This window comes from Streptomyces sp. NPDC048565 (assembly GCF_040650935.1).
GTDB lineage: Bacteria > Actinomycetota > Actinomycetes > Streptomycetales > Streptomycetaceae > Streptomyces.
The window spans coordinates 1-14,541 of record NZ_JBEZIH010000035.1; the positions used below are offsets into that span (position 1 = coordinate 1).

Genomic DNA, 14,541 nt, shown 5'->3' on the forward strand with positions numbered 1-14,541 from the left:
GCCGGTGGTCTCCTCGGAGACCACCGGCCGGCCGCGTCATGTCCGCCACTCCCCCACCCCCCTTCTCGTCCTCTTGACGATATTCAGCGGGGACCATTATCGTCTCCATGACGAGAAAAAGGGGGTCCCGAGATGGCCGACATCACCCGGCGCTTCGGCTGGCGGCACCTGCGCTCCGCGCCCACCGCCCACATCCGCCACCAGAGGCGCGGCAGGCTCACGCACGACGGGCCAGGACTGAGCTTCTGGTACCGCTCGCTCACCGCGGCGCTCTCCGAGGTCCCGGTCGACGACCGCGAGCTGGCGATGGCGTTCCACGCCCGTACGGCCGACTTCCAGGACGTCACCGTGCAGGCGACGGTCACCTACCGGATCAGCGACCCCGCAGAGGCCTCCGCCCGGCTCGACTTCTCGCTGGACCCCGACACCGGGATCTGGCGCGGCGCACCGCTGGAGCAGATCGCCACCCTGCTCACCGAGACCGCGCAGCAGCACACCCTGGACGTCCTGGCGCGCACACCCCTGGCCACCGCCCTCGTGGACGGCGTGGCCGCCGTACGGGACCGGGTGGCCACGGGTCTCGCCGGAGAGCCCCGGCTGCCCGCCACCGGCATCGAGGTGGTCGCCGTACGCGTGGTCGCCATCCGCCCCGAGGCCGAGGTCGAGCGCGCGCTGCGGACCCCGGCCAGGGAGCAGATCCAGCAGGAGGCCGACCGGTCGGTGTACGAGCGCCGGGCGGTCGCCGTCGAGCGCGAGCGCACCATCGCCGAGAACGAGCTCGCCAGCAAGATCGAGCTGGCGCGCCGCGAGGAGCAGCTCGTCGACCAGCGCGGCACCAACGCGCGCAGGGAGGCCGAGGAGAAGTCGGCGGCCGACGGGGTGCGTACGGCGTCCGAGGCCGCCCGTACCGTGCGGCTGGCCCGCGCGGAGGCGGAGGCCGCCCGCGATGTCGGAGCCGCACGCGCCGAGGCGCAGGCGGCCTGGCTGCGGGCGCACGCGGACGCCGACCCCGGGACGCTGCACGCCCTGGCCGCGACGCGGCTGGCCGAGAACCTGCCGCGGATCGACAGCCTCACCCTCTCCCCCGACGTCCTGACCGGCCTGCTCGCCAGGCTCGGCAGGCCGGAGCCCGAGGCGCGGGCGTGAGCCTGGCCCCGCGCGCGGTCCTGGTGCACCGCACGACGGAGTACGAGGAGCTCCTGGCCCGGCACGGGACGCACGGGCAGGCCGCGTTCGTGCTGGCGGGACGCGGCCGGTCGCTCGACGAGGTGGCCGAGCGCCACCGGCTCGACAGACAGGCGCTCACCGAGGTGGCCGCCGCCCTGCCGCTGCGGTGGCGCAGAAGCCGGGTGGAGCGGGCGGATCTCGACCGCTTCCTGTTCGGGCCGGAGGACGTGATCGTCGTGGTCGGGCAGGACGGCCTGGTCGCCAACGCCGCGAAGTACCTGTCCGGTCAGCCGGTGGTGGGCATCGACACGGAGCCGGGGCGCAACCCCGGAGTCCTCGTACGCCACCGGGCCCGTGACACGGCGGCGCTGTGCCGGGCCGCCGTGTCACCCGGCACACAGGTGGACGCGCTGACGATGACCGAGGCCGTCGCCGACGACACACAGCGGCTCCTGGCCCTCAACGAGATCTACCTCGGACCGCCCGGTCACCAGACCGCCCGCTACCGCATCGGCCCCGACGGCGACCCTTCCGCCGGCGAACCGCAGGCCTCTTCGGGCGTCCTGGTCGGCACCGGTACGGGCGCCACCGGCTGGCTGCGGTCCCTCTGGCGCGAGCGCGGCAGCACCCTGCGGCTGCCGGCCCCCTCCGATCCGCGGCTGATCTGGTTCGTGCGCGAGGCCTGGCCCTCACCGGCCACCGGAACCTCACTGGTCGCGGGCGAACTGGGGCGCCGGGACGGCCTCAGGCTCACCGTCGAGTCGGACCGGATGGTGGTGTTCGGCGACGGGATGGAGTCCGACGCACTGGAGCTGACGTGGGGTCAGTCGGTACGCCTCGGCATCGCCGACACCACGCTCGATCTGGTGGTGTGACCACGCGTGTGAGGATGACGGGGTACTCAGTGGAACCCGCCTCCGACCACCGGGAGCAGTGCAGCACATGACAACGGATTCCGTGAACGTCCCTCCCCGGAACGCCCGTCCGCCGCTCGCCCAGGCCTCCCTCGGGGTGGGCGTCATCGTGCTGGATCCGGAGGGCAGGATCCTGCTGGGCCGGCACCACGGCGGCACCTGGGAGCTCCCCGGCGGCAAGGTCGACCCGACGCACGAGTCCGTCGCTGCGGCCGCCGCCCGCGAACTGCGCGAGGAGACCGGCCTGCGGGTGCCCGTGGACGCGGTGACCGTCTTCGCGATGGTGCACGACGTGGTGGCCGGCATCAACCGGATCAGCATGGGCGCACAGGTGAGGGCGGACTCGGCGGAGGCCCGGGTCACCGAACCGCATCTCATCAGCGCATGGCGGTGGACCGCCCCCGAGGCGCTGCCGGGCCCCCTGTTCGACCCCTCCGCGCAGATCCTGGCCGTCTGGCGCCCGGATCTGGGCATCACGCACCCGCCGGCCCATCACCTGCGGATCGCGCCAGAGGGCCGGGAGACCACGGAAGGACCCTAGAACAATTAAACATTTGCCTAGGGCTCATAGGCAGCGTTAGCGTCGAAGACGTGAGAGCCCTCAACGAGCAGGACATCCGAGCGTCGTTCATCAACTGTTCCAAAGGGGAGGCGAAGCGCCTGCCGCTGCCCCGCGACCTCGACGAGCGCCGCTGGGACGATCTGGACTTCCTTGGCTGGCGCGACCTCTCGGCGCCGGACCGGAGCTACATCGTCACCGAGCTGCACGGCGAGCTCACCGGCGTCACGCTCCGCTTCCCGTCCCAGCAGCGCGGCTTCCTGCACCGCAGCATGTGCTCGGTCTGCCTGACCACACACCCGGGCAGCGGGGTCTCGCTGATGACGGCCCGGAAGCGGGGGCAGGCGGGCCGGGACGGCAACTCCGTGGGCATCCACCTCTGCACCGACCTCGACTGCTCGCTGTACGTACGCGGCAGGAAGAAGCCCGCCCCCGGCGGACGCTTCGAGGAGTCGCTGACCGTCGAGCAGCAGATCGAGCGGACACAGGGGAAGCTCGCCGCGTTCCTGGACCGGCTCTCGGCCTGAGAGCGGATCCAGGGGACCCGCCCGGTCAGCCGAGGCGGACCGGCGTGGGGGTCTCCCGCAGAGCCTCGATGACGCTCTCGACATGCGCCAGCGCCGCCGCCTCCGCCGCGTCGGGGTCACCGGCGACGACCGCGTCGATGATCGCCAGGTGTTGCGGCAGGGACCGCGCCGGACGACCGGGGCGCAGCGCGAGACGGATCTGGTAGCGCACCATCTGGCCGTTCATCCGCTCCAGCAGCGCCTGGGCGACCTTCTGGTCGCTGACGCCACCGAGGCACTCGTTGCAGCCTGCGGTTCAGCACCGAGCAGGCGTCCGGGTCACCGTCCTCCACCGCCCGGCCCATAGCCGCCCCGATGCCCTTGAGCTCCAGGCGCACCTCGTCCGATGCGGCTGTCCGGGCACCATGTCGCCCGCGACGAGCGCCTCCCTGATGCCACTGGAGACCGCTCTCCGGCCTGTCCTGCCGGTGGCCTGATTCGACGTCACCCCTCCGCCTTCCGCGCATCGTCGGGACACCCCCGCGTCACCGCGACCGCGCCCGGGACTTTCTCGTCAGTCATATTGTGAACAATTTCATGGGTAACTGCCGCGGCATCGAAGTCCCGTAACAGCCCGGGGGGTTGAGCGCCACCGTGGTGGGGGAGTTTTGGATGGGCGAGATCCGGCTGATCTTGGCCGACCCTCTTGCGCTATCGACCTAAGGTTAGCCTAACCTAAATGCACTCGTCCGGTTCTGGCGGGTGACGGGCAGACCTATGCCCTGAGCGCCCCGCCGGAACGGGATTCGTCGATGTAAACGGAGAACCCTGGCCATGGCGCCGTATTCGCCCCCCTCGTCCCGCGGGACCTCACGTCCCGTCACGTCGGCAACGGCCCGCGTCCGGGAGGCGACCGCATGAGCACCGAACAGGAACTCTCCGGCCGGCTCGCCCTCGTGACGGGCGCGGGACGCGGCATAGGCGAGGCCGTCGTGCGGGCACTCGCAGACCGTGGTGCCCGCGTCCTCGCCACCGATCTGGCGGCCGACGGCATCGCGGCCCTGGAGAAGACCTACGACGGCCTGGTGACCGCGCGCACGCTCGACGTCACGGACCCCTCGGCCGTCGAGGACCTCGTGGCGCGGACGGAGGACACGCTCGGCCCGCTGGACATCGCCGTCAACGTGGCCGGAATTCTCCGTGGTTCGCGGGTCGCGGACCTCTCCGACGAGGAGTGGGCGGCCACCTTCGCCGTCAACACCAACGGCGTGTTCCATGTGTCGCGGTCCGTCTCCCGCCGGATGGCCGGGCGCGGTTCGGGCAGCATCGTCACCGTGGCCTCCAACGCGGCCGGCATTCCCCGCACGGAGATGGCGGCCTACGCGGCGTCCAAGGCCGCGGCCGTGATGTTCACCAAGTGTCTCGGTCTCGAAGTGGCCGCCGACGGGGTGCGGTGCAACACCGTGTCCCCCGGCTCGACCCTGACCGACATGCAGCGCGGCATGTGGGCGGCGGGGGACGAGGAAGCCGCCGCCCGCCGTGTCGTCGAGGGGGACCCCGCGACATACCGCACCGGGATCCCGCTCGGCCGTATCGCCGACGCATCGGACATCGCCGACGCCGTCGCCTTCCTGGTGTCCGACCGTGCCCGCCACATCACCATGCACGACCTGTACGTCGACGGCGGTGCCACCCTGCGGGCCTGATTCCCACCCCCACCCCCTGTCACCCCCCGGCGCTCTAGCCCTCCCACTGGAGACCACCCATGTCTGCATCTCTGCGCGTCCCCACCGCCCCTCCCCCGCTCGACTCCCCGGGTGAGGCGACGACTCTGCTGGAGGCCTACCGGCCCGGCACCGACCGCTTCCTCGCGACGCCCCGGCACACCCTGCTCGGCTCCGGCACCGCGGCGCTGGTGGCGCACGACGCACGGCCGCTCGCCCTGCGCGTGCGGGAGGTCCTGGACGACGCCCGGCGCGGGGGCGACCCCGCACCCGTCGTCGTGGGCTCCGTGCCGTTCGCGCCCGGCGGGGTGGCCGCTCTCGCCGTCCCGGAGACCGTCCGCTGGGCGAGCGCCCTGCGCGCGGACCCGCTCATCGCGACGCACGACCCGCGGGCAGCTCAGGACGACACCTGGCAGATACGTGAGGTGCCGGCCGCGAAGGAGTACTCCGCCGCGGTCGCCGCCGCCGTCGAGCGGATGCGCGCCGGTGAGTTCGACAAGGTCGTCCTGGCCCGCACCCTGGAGCTGACCTCGGCACGCGACCTCGACCTGCCCGGGATGCTGAGCCGCCTGGCGCGCCGTGACCCGGACGGTTACACCTTCGCCGTCCCCAGCGGCCCCGGCCGCACGCTCGTGGGTGCGAGCCCCGAGCTCCTCGTGGCCCGCCGGGGCGGCAGGCTCGTCGCCAATCCGCTGGCAGGTTCGGCGCAGCGCAGCGGCGATCTGGCTGAGGACGTCCGCAGAGCGGCAGCGCTGCTGGACTCGCCGAAGGACCTCCACGAGCACGCGGTCGTCGTCGACGCCATCCGTGAGGCGCTCGCGCCCTTCTGCTCGCGTCTGGAGGTGCCCGATCGCCCCACCCTCGTCCGGACCGCCGCCATGTGGCACCTGTCCACCACCCTGACCGGGGAGCTGCGCGACCCCTCCTCCTCCACCGCACTCGACCTGGCGTCGGCCCTGCACCCCACCCCGGCGGTCTGCGGCACGCCGACCGATGTGGCCCGGCAGGTCATCGCGGACTCGGAGCCCTTCGACCGCGGCGCGTACACCGGCATGGTCGGCTGGCAGAACGCGAACGGCGACGGCGACTGGGTCGTGACGATCCGCTGCGCCGAGGCCGAGGGCCGCACCCTGCGGCTGTTCGCCGGAGCGGGTGTGGTCGCCGAGTCCTCACCCGACGCCGAGACGGCGGAGACCGGGGCAAAATTCCGCACCTTCCTGAGCGCCGTGGGAGCCGCCCTGTGACCGCGGTCGACACACCCGACGCCCCGCTCTGGCCAGCCGAGTTCGCCGAGCGCTACCGCTCGGCCGGCCACTGGCGCGGTGAGACCTTCGGCGGTGTGCTGCGCGAGCGCGCCGCCGCGCACCCGGACCGCGTCGCTGTGGTCGATCCGGCCTCCGGACGACGCACGTGGACGTACGGGGAACTGGACGAGCGCGCCTCTCGGCTGGCCGCCGGGTTCGCGGCGCGCGGCATCGGCCCCGGCGACCGGGTCGTCGTACAGCTCCCGAACATCGCCGAGTTCATCGAGGTCGTCTTCGCGCTCTTCCGGATCGGCGCCCTGCCGGTCTACGCGCTCCCCGCGCACCGCGAGACGGAGATCGAGTACTTCTGCTCGTTCACCGAGGCCGTCGCCTACGTGGTTCCCGACCGGCACGCCGGTTTCGACCATCTCGCGCTCGCGTCGAAGGTCAAGGAGCGTACGCCGAGCCTGAAGCACGTCTTCGTCGTCGGTTCGCCCGGCGAGCACACCGCCCTGTCCGATGTGCCGTGCGTGCCGACAGGAGCCGGATACGAGCCCCAGCCGTACGATCTGGCCTTCCTCCAGCTGTCGGGCGGTACGACGGGCGTCCCCAAACTCATCCCGCGTACGCACGACGACTACATCTACTCGCTGCGCGGATCCAACGAGATCTGCGGCGTCGACGGTGACACCCGCTATCTGGTCGTGCTCCCCGCCGCGCACAACTTCCCGATGAGCTCCCCGGGCTGGCTCGGCACGCTGTACGCGGGAGGGACCGTGGTCCTGTGCCCCGCCCCCGATCCGGCGACGGCGTTCCCGCTCGTGGAGCGCGAAGGCGTCACGATGACCGGGATGGTGCCGCCCCTGGCGCTGATCTGGACGGAGGCCGCGCCCGGCTCGGCGCACGATCTCTCCAGCCTGGACCTGATCCTCGTCGGCGGGGCCAAGTACAGCGAGGCGGCGGCCCGCCGACTGGAGCCTGCGCTCGGATGCCGGCTGATGCAGGTCTTCGGCATGGCCGAGGGGCTCGTCAACTACACGCGCCTGGACGACGACCCCGAGACCGTCGTCACCACACAGGGCAGGCCGATCTCCGAGGACGACGAGGTCCGTGTCGTCGACGACAGCGACGAGGACGTACCGGACGGGGACTTCGGGCATCTGCTGACCCGTGGCCCGTACACCATCCGCGGCTACTGGCGGGCACCCGAGCACAACAAGAAGTCGTTCACGCACGACGGCTTCTACCGCACGGGTGACATCGTGCGCCGCACCCCGACGGGCCACCTGATCGTCGAGGGGCGTGCCAAGGACCAGATCAACCGGGGCGGTGAGAAGGTCGCGCCGGAGGAGATCGAGAACATCATCCTCGGTCATCCCTCGGTCCACGACGTCTCCGTCGTGGGGGTGGCCGACCCGTATCTGGGGGAACGCACCCTGGCCTACGTCATCCTTCGCGAGGGGGCCGAGCCGCTCAAGCCACCCGCGATCAAACGTCTTGTGCGTGAACGCGGTGTCGCCGCGTACAAGATCCCCGACCTCGTCGAGTTCGTCGAGGCGTTCCCGCAGACCGGGATCGGCAAGGTCAGCAAGAAGGGGCTGCGCTCCGACGCGGTACCCGGCCGGACCGAGTCCGCTCACTGAGATCAGCACCGAGTACCGCCCAGCGCGGCACCGAAAGGTTCCACCCCATGGCTCTTCCCGCCATCGCTTCCTACGCCCTGCCCACCGAGGCCGAACTGCCCGCGAACCGCGTGGACTGGAGTGTCGACCCCGCGCGGGCCGTGCTCCTCGTCCACGACCTGCAGAACCACTTCCTCGGCGCGTTCCCGTACGGCGAGCAGCCGCTCACCGGCATGCTCGACAACACCTCCCGGGTCATCGAGGCATACCGCCGGCTCGGTGTGCCCGTCGTCTACTCGGTGCAGCGCGGCGGTCAGACGGCAGAGGAACGCGGTCTCCAGCTCGACTTCTGGGGGCCCGGAGCGGCCGACGACCCCGAGGCGCTGGCGATTCCCGGCGCCGTCGCGCCGGCGGACGGCGACACGGTCCTGACGAAATGGAAGTACAGCGCGTTCGTACGCACGGAACTCGACTCCCTGCTGCGCGAGTCGGGCCGCGACCAACTGGTGATCACGGGTGTGTACGCGCACATCGGGGTGCTCATGAGTGCCTGCGACGCGTGGATGCGTGACATCCAGGCCTTCCTGGTCGCCGACGCCGTGGCGGACTTCTCGCGCGAGGACCACGACATGGCGCTGCGCTGGGCCGCGGGCCGCTGCGCCTTCGTCACCTCGACCGACGCACTCCTGAAGGAGCTCTGACGTCGTGGCGCTCACCCTTGAGCCGGTCCGCCACGGCGTCGCAGACATCCTCGGTCGGAGCCCCTCGGACATCCCCGTCGACGAGAACCTCCTGGACCACGGTCTGGACTCGGTCCGCATCATGACGCTGCTGGAGCGCCGGCGCAGGAACCACGCTGTCGACGCGGACTCCGCGGACCTGCCCGAACAGCCCTCCATCGATGTATGGGCGCCGCTGCTGGAGGCCTCATGACCGCTCTGCTCACCGATCCCGACGAGACGGGCCCGTCCCCTGACACCTCGTCCTCCGCACTGCCGCTGACCGCCGCACAGGCGGGCATGTGGTTCGCGCAGTCCATCGATCCGCTCAGCCCCGCGCAGAACACCGCGGAGTGCCTGGAGATCGACGGGCCGCTCGACCCGCGTCTGTTCGCGGCGGCTCTGCGCCGTGTGACCGCCGAGGCCGACGCCCTGCGGGTGACCGTCGCCGACTCCCCCGACGGCCCGCGTCAGCGGGTGCTCCCCTCGGTCGGGCTTCCCCTGACGACGTTCGATCTGCGGGAGGCGTCCGACGCGGGCCGACGGGCCGAGGAGTGGATGCGCGCGGACCTGGCCGAGCCCTTCGACCTTGCCTCAGGACCGCTGTTCCGGCATGCCCTGTTCCGGGTGGGCGAGGAGCGGTGGCTGTGGTACCAGCGGATCCACCACCTGGTCATGGACGGCTACGGCTACTCGCTCCTCGTACGCCGGACCGCCGAGGTCTACACCGCGCTCGCCCGGGGCGAGGACCCCGGGCCCCGGGTGTTCGGGACGCTGGCCGACCTGGTCGACGAGGACGCGGCGTACCGGTCGTCGGAGGCCTTCACCGCCGACCGCGCCCACTGGAACCAGTCGTTCGCGGACCGTCCCGACGTGCCCCGGCTCGCGGGACGCGGGGCGCTGCCCTCCCGGACGTTCCTGCGCCGCACGGCGTATCTGAGCACCGAGGCCACCGAGGGTGTGCGGGACCTGGCCGACCGGCTGCGTGCCTCCTGGCCCGACGTCCTGATCGCCGCTCAGGCCCTGTACACCTCGCGGGCGACCGGCCGCCCCGAGGTCGTGCTCGGGCTGCCGATGACGGGACGGATGGGATCCGTCTCGCTGCGGGTGCCCGGCATGCTCATGAACGTGCTTCCGCTGCGGTTGGAGGTCTCCCCCGACGCCACCTTCGCCGAGCTGGTCCGCCAGGTGGTGCTCGGCATCCGCGAGGTCCGTCACCACCAGCGGTTCCGTTACGAGGACATACGTCGCGACCTGCGGCTGCTCGGGGAGAGCCGCGGTCTTGTCGGGCCCCTCGTCAATGTCATGTCCTTCGACTACGACGTGGACTTCGCGGGCGCCCCCGCGCGGGCCAGGAATCTGTCCGCGGGACCGGTCGACGACCTGACGCTGAACATCTACGACCGGTCCGACGGCCGGGGTCTGCGCATCGACCACGACGGCAATCCGGCGCTGTACGGCGCCGAGGAGCTGGCCGCCCATCAGCAGCGCTTCCTGGAGCTGGTCGAGCGGCTGAGCCGGGCCGATCCCCACGTTCCGACGGCCGCGCACGGAATCGCGACGGAGGCCGAACTCGAACTGGTCCTCGACACGTTCAACGACACCGCCCGCACCCTGCCGCCCACCACACTGATCGGTCCGATCGAGTCGCGCGCCGCGCGCACCCCTGATGCGACGGCCCTGGTGTTCGGCGACACCTCGCTCACCTACGACGAGCTGAACACCCGCACCAACCGGCTGGCCCGGCATCTGCGGACACTGGGCGCGCGGCCCGGTGCGGTGGTGGCGGTCTCGGTGCCGCGCTCGGTGGAGCTCGTGGTGTCCCTGCTCGCCGTGTTGAAGGCGGGGGCCGCGTATCTGCCGCTGGACCCGGACTACCCGGAGCAGCGGCTCGCGTACATGCTGCGGGACGCGGCGCCTGTGTGCGCGGTGACCGACCGGGCGGGACGGCTCCCCGAGGACACCGGCACGCCGCTGGTCGTCCTGGACGGCCTCGACGTCTCGGAGTACCTCTGGGTGAACCCGTCGCGCCCTCTCACCCCTTCTCATCCGGCGTACGTCATCTACACCTCGGACTCGACCGGCCGTCCCAAGGGCGTCGTCGTGTCGCACGCGGCGATCGACAACCGGCTGCGCTGGATGCAGAGCCTCCACGGGCTCGCGTCGGACGACCGGGTGCTCCAGAAGACGCCGGCGGCGTTCGACGTGTCGGTGTGGGAGTTCTTCTGGCCGCTGCGCCAGGGCGCGGTCCTCGTGATCGCCGAACCCGGCGGCCACAAGGACCCGGCCTACCTGGCCCGGCTGATCCGCGAACAGTCCGTCACCACCTGCCACTTCGTGCCGTCGATGCTCCAGGTCTTCCTGGCGGGATCCGGGGCGGACGGGTGCGGAGGGCTGAGGAGGGTCTTCTCCAGCGGTGAGGCCCTGTCCAGGGAGACGGCCGACGCCTTCGCACGCGCGCTGCCCGGTGTCGAGCTGCACAATCTGTACGGCCCCACGGAGGCGGCCGTCGATGTCACCTTCCACCCCTGTGCGACGGACGCGTCCGGGCCCGTGCCGATCGGCCGGCCCGTGTGGAACACCCGCCTGTACGTGCTCGACGCGGCGTTGCGGCCCTGCCCGCCGGGGGTACCCGGCGAGCTCTACCTGGCGGGGCGCCAGCTGGCCGACCGGTATCTGAACCGCCCGGAGCTGACGGCGTCCCGTTTCGTCGCGGACCCGTTCGGCCGGCAGGCGGAGCGCATGTACCGGACGGGCGACCTGGCGCGCTGGACGGATCAGGGCGAGGTCGTCCACCTCGGCCGCACCGACGACCAGGTCAAGCTGCGCGGGCAGCCCATCGAGCTCGGCGAGAGCGGCACCGGCGTGTTCACGAGAGGGGACTCCGAACGATGAGGGAGAACAACTAAGGGTCACCTTAGATGCCTCTCACCCGGTCAGACGTGAGACCCGGTCAGGTGGCGCGAGGCCGGGCGGCTCTCGCGAACACGGCGTCGCAGATGTACTCGGCGATGGCCATGGAGGCGGTCGCGGCCGGCGAGGGGGCGTTGCGTACGGCGGTGACGCGGCCCATCCGGTGGATGCGGAAGTCGTCCACGAGCGAACCGTCGGGATCGAGGGCCTGGGCCCGTACACCGGCCCCTCCCCGGACCACGTCCGCGGTGCCCAAGCCGGGCACGTAGTCGCCGGCGGCCTTCATGAAGGCCCGGGTGGAGAGGGAGCCGCGGTACTCCTTGATGCCCGTTCTCCAGTGCTGTGCGGCCATCTTCCAGACGCCCGGGTAGGCGGCGAGCCGGGCGAGGTCTCCCACGGACACGTCGGAGAGCCTGTAGCCCTCCTTGGCGAGTGCCAGGACCGCGTTCGGGCCGACTTCCACCGACCCGTCGACCCGGGGCGTGAAGTGCACCCCGAGAAAGGGGTAGCGCGGATCGGGCACGGGGTAGATCAGGCCATGCACGAGGCCGGCCCTGTCCGGTTTGAGGAGCATGTACTCACCCCGGAAGGGGACGATCCTGGGCTCCTTCGTGTCCTTGGCCAGACCGGCGACGGAGTCCGACTGGAGCCCCGCGCACAGGATCAGCCGGTCGACCCGGATCCGCTCGTCGCCCGAGGCCACCTCGACGCCGTCGGGAACGTCCGTGAGGGAGGACACCGGGAAGCCGAGCTTCACCTCGCCGCCCGAGGACACGATGTCCGCGGCGAACTGCCGGGCGACGGCCGGGTAGTCGGTGATCGCCGTGCGGGGCGAGTGGAGTGCCGCGACACCGCCGGCGCTGGGCTCGATCTCCCTGATCTCCTCCTTGGAGATCTTCCGCAGGTCGGGCACGTGATTGTTCCTGGCCCGCTCGTGGAGGCTCTCCATGCGGCCCAGTTCGTCCTCGCGCACGGCGACGACGAGTTTGCCGATCTCCTGGTACGGCAGCTCCCGTTCCTGGCAGTACTCGCGCAGCAGAGACACCCCTCGTACGCACAGGTCGGCCTTCAGGCTGCCCGGGGGGTAGTAGATCCCGGCGTGCACCACACCCGAGTTGTGTCCGCTCTGGTGGGCCGCGACCCGGTCCTCCTTGTCGAGGACCACCACCCGTGTGCCCGGACGGCGCAGCGCGACCTCCCGGCCCGTGGCCAGACCCACGATGCCCGCGCCGACGATGCCGATCGTCTCTTCCGTCACTGGCATCCTCCTTTCCTGCTGTGTAGCAGCCTCCTCGGGACACGGCCGCCGCGCGTCGGGTCAGTGCACTCCGCGGGGGCGGTACTGGACGCTGATCCGCGGCCCCTTGGCGTGCGCGGTCTTGGGGATGGCGTGCTGCCAGGTCCGCTGGCAGGAGCCGCCCATGACGATCAGGTCGCCGTGGCCCAGCGGCCGGCGCACGATGTCCCCGCCGCCACGGGGACGCAGCAGCAGATCGCGCGGGGCCCCGAGGGAGAGGATCGCCACCATGGTGTCCTGGTACCGGCTCCGTCCGGACAGGTCGCCGTGCCAGGCGACGCTGTCGCGGCCGTCACGGTAGTAGCAGAGCCCCGCCGTGGTGAAGGACTCGCCCAGCTCGTCGGCGTAGTGGCAGGACAGTGATTCACGTGCCTCGTGCAGCACGGGGTCCGGAAGTGTGTCCTCGGCGCCGTAGTGGGCGAGCAGCCGGGGCACGGCGACCATACGGTCGTACATCTGCCACTGCTCGGCCTGCCACGGCACCGCCTTCACGAGCTCGGCGAAGAGGTCGTCGGCGCCGCTCAGCCAGCCCGGCAGCAGGTCGATCCACGCCCCGTCGCCGAGGACCGTCCTGCGCAGCCCGGCGAGCGGACCCAGCTGCGGGCGGTCGGCCTGGTCGAACAGTGAACCCTGGAGATGAACGGACATGGAAGCAAGTCTAGCCGAGCATTAGAACAAGCGTTCCTATATCCGCGAGACTCGCCGATCCTCGCCGGCCGCTCGGGTCCCTCCCCCGCCCCGGTCGCAGCGGCCGGGGATCGGTCATAAGCTGCCGGGGCCGACGGGAAGGAGCGCCCCCATGTCGGAACAAGGACGCGGTGACGACGTCTACCAGCCGGAAGGTTCTGACGCGGCCAACCGGCCCGATGACGACCTCGACCCGGAGAACGTGATCGACGAACCCGACCTCGACGACATGCTGGACACGGGGTACTCCCCTCCGGAGAAGCCGCTGGGCGTGTCGAAGTACGGCACGACCGGCGAGGAGCAGCGGGAGGGCGAGTCCCTCGACGGGCGCCTCGCGCAGGAGGTGCCCGAGGACGATCCCCTCCCGGCCGACCGGGCCGCCGACGGACCGGAGGACAACGGTCCCGAGGAGGACGACGCGGGAGACGAGCGCGCCGGACGCGTCGCCGTCACCGACGAGGAGCCCGGGGCCGTACGCAACAACAGGGTGCTGGGCCGGGACGTCGGCATCGACGGGGGCGCGGCCTCCGCCGAGGAGGCGGCGGTCCACATCCAGGACGACGACGAGGCCTGAGCGACGCGGACCCGTGTTCCGGGCCGACCGAAAGGTGGATACCGATGGCGGACAACAACATGAAGCAACGCAGGGTGCTGGCCGTGGTCACCAACTACGGCGTGGAGCAGGACGAGCTGGTGGTGCCCGTCGAGCAGCTCCGCGGTGCGGGAGCACAGGTCGATGTCGCGGCCGAGTCGACGGACGACATCGTGACGCTGGTCGGTGACAAGGACCCGGGGAAGAGGGTCCGCCCCGACCTGACACTGGACGACGCCGACCCCACGGACTACGACCTGCTGCTCATCCCGGGCGGCACGCTCAACGCCGACTCCCTCCGGCTCCGGAGCGCCACCACCGCGATCGTCCGTTCCTTCACGCACTCCGGCCGCCCCGTCGCGGCCATCTGTCACGGCCCCTGGGCCCTGGTCGAGGCGGATGTCGTCACGGGTAAGCGGCTGACCTCCTACCCGTCGCTGCGGACCGACATCCGCAACGCGGGGGGCGAGTGGACCGACGAGCCGGTCGTGACGGACGGATCCGGTGGCTGGACCCTGATCACCTCACGCAACCCGGGTGACCTGGAACCGTTCGTGGGGGAGATCCGCACGGCGCTCGCGGCGCGGCCCTGAGGGC

The 14,541-nt window shown here is 71.5% G+C and carries 15 protein-coding genes; 12 read left to right on the plus strand and 3 right to left on the minus strand.

What is annotated here, in order from left to right:
* Nucleotides 1-132 precede the first annotated feature (132 nt).
* The 4 genes from AB0C75_RS31990 to AB0C75_RS32005 all read left to right on the plus strand — a co-directional run bounded on the left by AB0C75_RS31990 (nucleotide 133) and on the right by AB0C75_RS32005 (nucleotide 3,167).
* On the plus strand, nucleotides 133-1,146 hold the full coding sequence (locus tag AB0C75_RS31990; protein ID WP_362895394.1) for an SPFH domain-containing protein: 1,014 nt from the start codon (nucleotides 133-135) through the stop codon (nucleotides 1,144-1,146).
* Nucleotides 1,143-2,042, plus strand: a complete 900-nt coding sequence (locus AB0C75_RS31995) for a hypothetical protein (protein WP_362895395.1) — start codon at nucleotides 1,143-1,145, stop codon at nucleotides 2,040-2,042. Before AB0C75_RS31990 ends, AB0C75_RS31995 begins: the two co-directional genes overlap by 4 nt.
* A 67-nt stretch (nucleotides 2,043-2,109) precedes the next feature.
* A complete protein-coding gene (locus AB0C75_RS32000; RefSeq protein WP_362895396.1) occupies nucleotides 2,110-2,622 on the plus strand; it encodes an NUDIX domain-containing protein in 513 nt (170 codons plus the stop codon).
* Nucleotides 2,623-2,672: 50 nt separating this feature from the next.
* Nucleotides 2,673-3,167 carry an FBP domain-containing protein gene (locus tag AB0C75_RS32005; protein WP_362895398.1) on the plus strand — a complete coding sequence of 165 codons (495 nt, stop codon included), beginning with the start codon at nucleotides 2,673-2,675 and terminating at the stop codon, nucleotides 3,165-3,167.
* 25 nt (nucleotides 3,168-3,192) lie between these two features.
* Here the strand turns inward: AB0C75_RS32005 and AB0C75_RS32010 are convergent, their stop codons facing one another.
* The gene (locus AB0C75_RS32010; protein WP_362895399.1) at nucleotides 3,193-3,393 is read right to left on the minus strand and encodes an FCD domain-containing protein; all 201 of its coding nucleotides are present in this window, start codon (nucleotides 3,391-3,393) and stop codon (nucleotides 3,193-3,195) included.
* 670 nt (nucleotides 3,394-4,063) lie between these two features.
* On the opposite strand from AB0C75_RS32010, the gene AB0C75_RS32015 reads away from it, so the two are divergent.
* From AB0C75_RS32015 to AB0C75_RS32040, 6 genes are read left to right on the plus strand one after another with little or no spacing between them, the layout of a single operon-like run.
* Nucleotides 4,064-4,852 carry a 2,3-dihydro-2,3-dihydroxybenzoate dehydrogenase gene (locus tag AB0C75_RS32015; protein WP_362895401.1) on the plus strand — a complete coding sequence of 263 codons (789 nt, stop codon included), beginning with the start codon at nucleotides 4,064-4,066 and terminating at the stop codon, nucleotides 4,850-4,852.
* A 59-nt stretch (nucleotides 4,853-4,911) separates the two neighbouring features.
* On the plus strand, nucleotides 4,912-6,114 hold the full coding sequence (locus tag AB0C75_RS32020; protein ID WP_362895402.1) for an isochorismate synthase: 1,203 nt from the start codon (nucleotides 4,912-4,914) through the stop codon (nucleotides 6,112-6,114).
* Complete coding sequence (locus AB0C75_RS32025) at nucleotides 6,111-7,757, plus strand: AMP-binding protein (RefSeq protein ID WP_362895403.1); 1,647 nt, start codon at nucleotides 6,111-6,113, stop codon at nucleotides 7,755-7,757. The genes AB0C75_RS32020 and AB0C75_RS32025 overlap by 4 nt, the downstream gene beginning before the upstream one ends.
* Nucleotides 7,758-7,804: 47 nt before the next feature.
* On the plus strand, nucleotides 7,805-8,437 hold the full coding sequence (locus AB0C75_RS32030; RefSeq protein WP_362895404.1) for an isochorismatase family protein: 633 nt from the start codon (nucleotides 7,805-7,807) through the stop codon (nucleotides 8,435-8,437).
* 4 nt (nucleotides 8,438-8,441) lie between these two features.
* A complete protein-coding gene (locus AB0C75_RS32035; protein WP_362895405.1) occupies nucleotides 8,442-8,669 on the plus strand; it encodes a phosphopantetheine-binding protein in 228 nt (75 codons plus the stop codon).
* Nucleotides 8,666-11,350 carry an amino acid adenylation domain-containing protein gene (locus tag AB0C75_RS32040; RefSeq protein WP_362895407.1) on the plus strand — a complete coding sequence of 895 codons (2,685 nt, stop codon included), beginning with the start codon at nucleotides 8,666-8,668 and terminating at the stop codon, nucleotides 11,348-11,350. The genes AB0C75_RS32035 and AB0C75_RS32040 overlap by 4 nt, the downstream gene beginning before the upstream one ends.
* A gap of 58 nt (nucleotides 11,351-11,408) precedes the next feature.
* On the opposite strand, the gene lhgO is transcribed toward AB0C75_RS32040, so the two are convergent.
* Both lhgO and AB0C75_RS32050 read right to left on the minus strand, forming a co-directional pair.
* Nucleotides 11,409-12,626 (minus strand): L-2-hydroxyglutarate oxidase, encoded by a 1,218-nt coding sequence (lhgO, locus tag AB0C75_RS32045; protein ID WP_362895408.1) that lies wholly within the window; start codon nucleotides 12,624-12,626, stop codon nucleotides 11,409-11,411.
* A gap of 60 nt (nucleotides 12,627-12,686) precedes the next feature.
* Nucleotides 12,687-13,313 (minus strand): alpha-ketoglutarate-dependent dioxygenase AlkB, encoded by a 627-nt coding sequence (locus tag AB0C75_RS32050; protein ID WP_362895409.1) that lies wholly within the window; start codon nucleotides 13,311-13,313, stop codon nucleotides 12,687-12,689.
* Between the two features lie 151 nt (nucleotides 13,314-13,464).
* Here AB0C75_RS32050 and AB0C75_RS32055 point away from each other — a divergent pair, with 151 nt between their 5' ends.
* Nucleotides 13,465-13,926, plus strand: a complete 462-nt coding sequence (locus AB0C75_RS32055; protein WP_362895411.1) for a DUF5709 domain-containing protein — start codon at nucleotides 13,465-13,467, stop codon at nucleotides 13,924-13,926.
* 44 nt (nucleotides 13,927-13,970) lie between these two features.
* Nucleotides 13,971-14,537, plus strand: a complete 567-nt coding sequence (locus AB0C75_RS32060; protein ID WP_362895412.1) for a type 1 glutamine amidotransferase domain-containing protein — start codon at nucleotides 13,971-13,973, stop codon at nucleotides 14,535-14,537.
* Nucleotides 14,538-14,541: the final 4 nt, after the last annotated feature.

What these genes read in the sequence shown, in the direction of transcription:
- AB0C75_RS32000 (WP_362895396.1), top strand. Translation starts at nt 2,110, where the DNA reads ATGACAACGGATTCCGTGAACGTCCCTCCCCGGAACGCCCGTCCGCCG.
- AB0C75_RS32050 (WP_362895409.1), bottom strand. Translation starts at nt 13,313, where the DNA reads ATGTCCGTTCATCTCCAGGGTTCACTGTTCGACCAGGCCGACCGCCCG.
- AB0C75_RS32030 (WP_362895404.1), top strand. Translation starts at nt 7,805, where the DNA reads ATGGCTCTTCCCGCCATCGCTTCCTACGCCCTGCCCACCGAGGCCGAA.
- AB0C75_RS32060 (WP_362895412.1), top strand. Translation starts at nt 13,971, where the DNA reads ATGGCGGACAACAACATGAAGCAACGCAGGGTGCTGGCCGTGGTCACC.
- AB0C75_RS32020 (WP_362895402.1), top strand. Translation starts at nt 4,912, where the DNA reads ATGTCTGCATCTCTGCGCGTCCCCACCGCCCCTCCCCCGCTCGACTCC.
- AB0C75_RS31990 (WP_362895394.1), top strand. Translation starts at nt 133, where the DNA reads ATGGCCGACATCACCCGGCGCTTCGGCTGGCGGCACCTGCGCTCCGCG.
- AB0C75_RS32055 (WP_362895411.1), top strand. Translation starts at nt 13,465, where the DNA reads ATGTCGGAACAAGGACGCGGTGACGACGTCTACCAGCCGGAAGGTTCT.
- AB0C75_RS32040 (WP_362895407.1), top strand. Translation starts at nt 8,666, where the DNA reads ATGACCGCTCTGCTCACCGATCCCGACGAGACGGGCCCGTCCCCTGAC.
- AB0C75_RS32015 (WP_362895401.1), top strand. Translation starts at nt 4,064, where the DNA reads ATGAGCACCGAACAGGAACTCTCCGGCCGGCTCGCCCTCGTGACGGGC.
- AB0C75_RS32010 (WP_362895399.1), bottom strand. Translation starts at nt 3,393, where the DNA reads ATGAACGGCCAGATGGTGCGCTACCAGATCCGTCTCGCGCTGCGCCCC.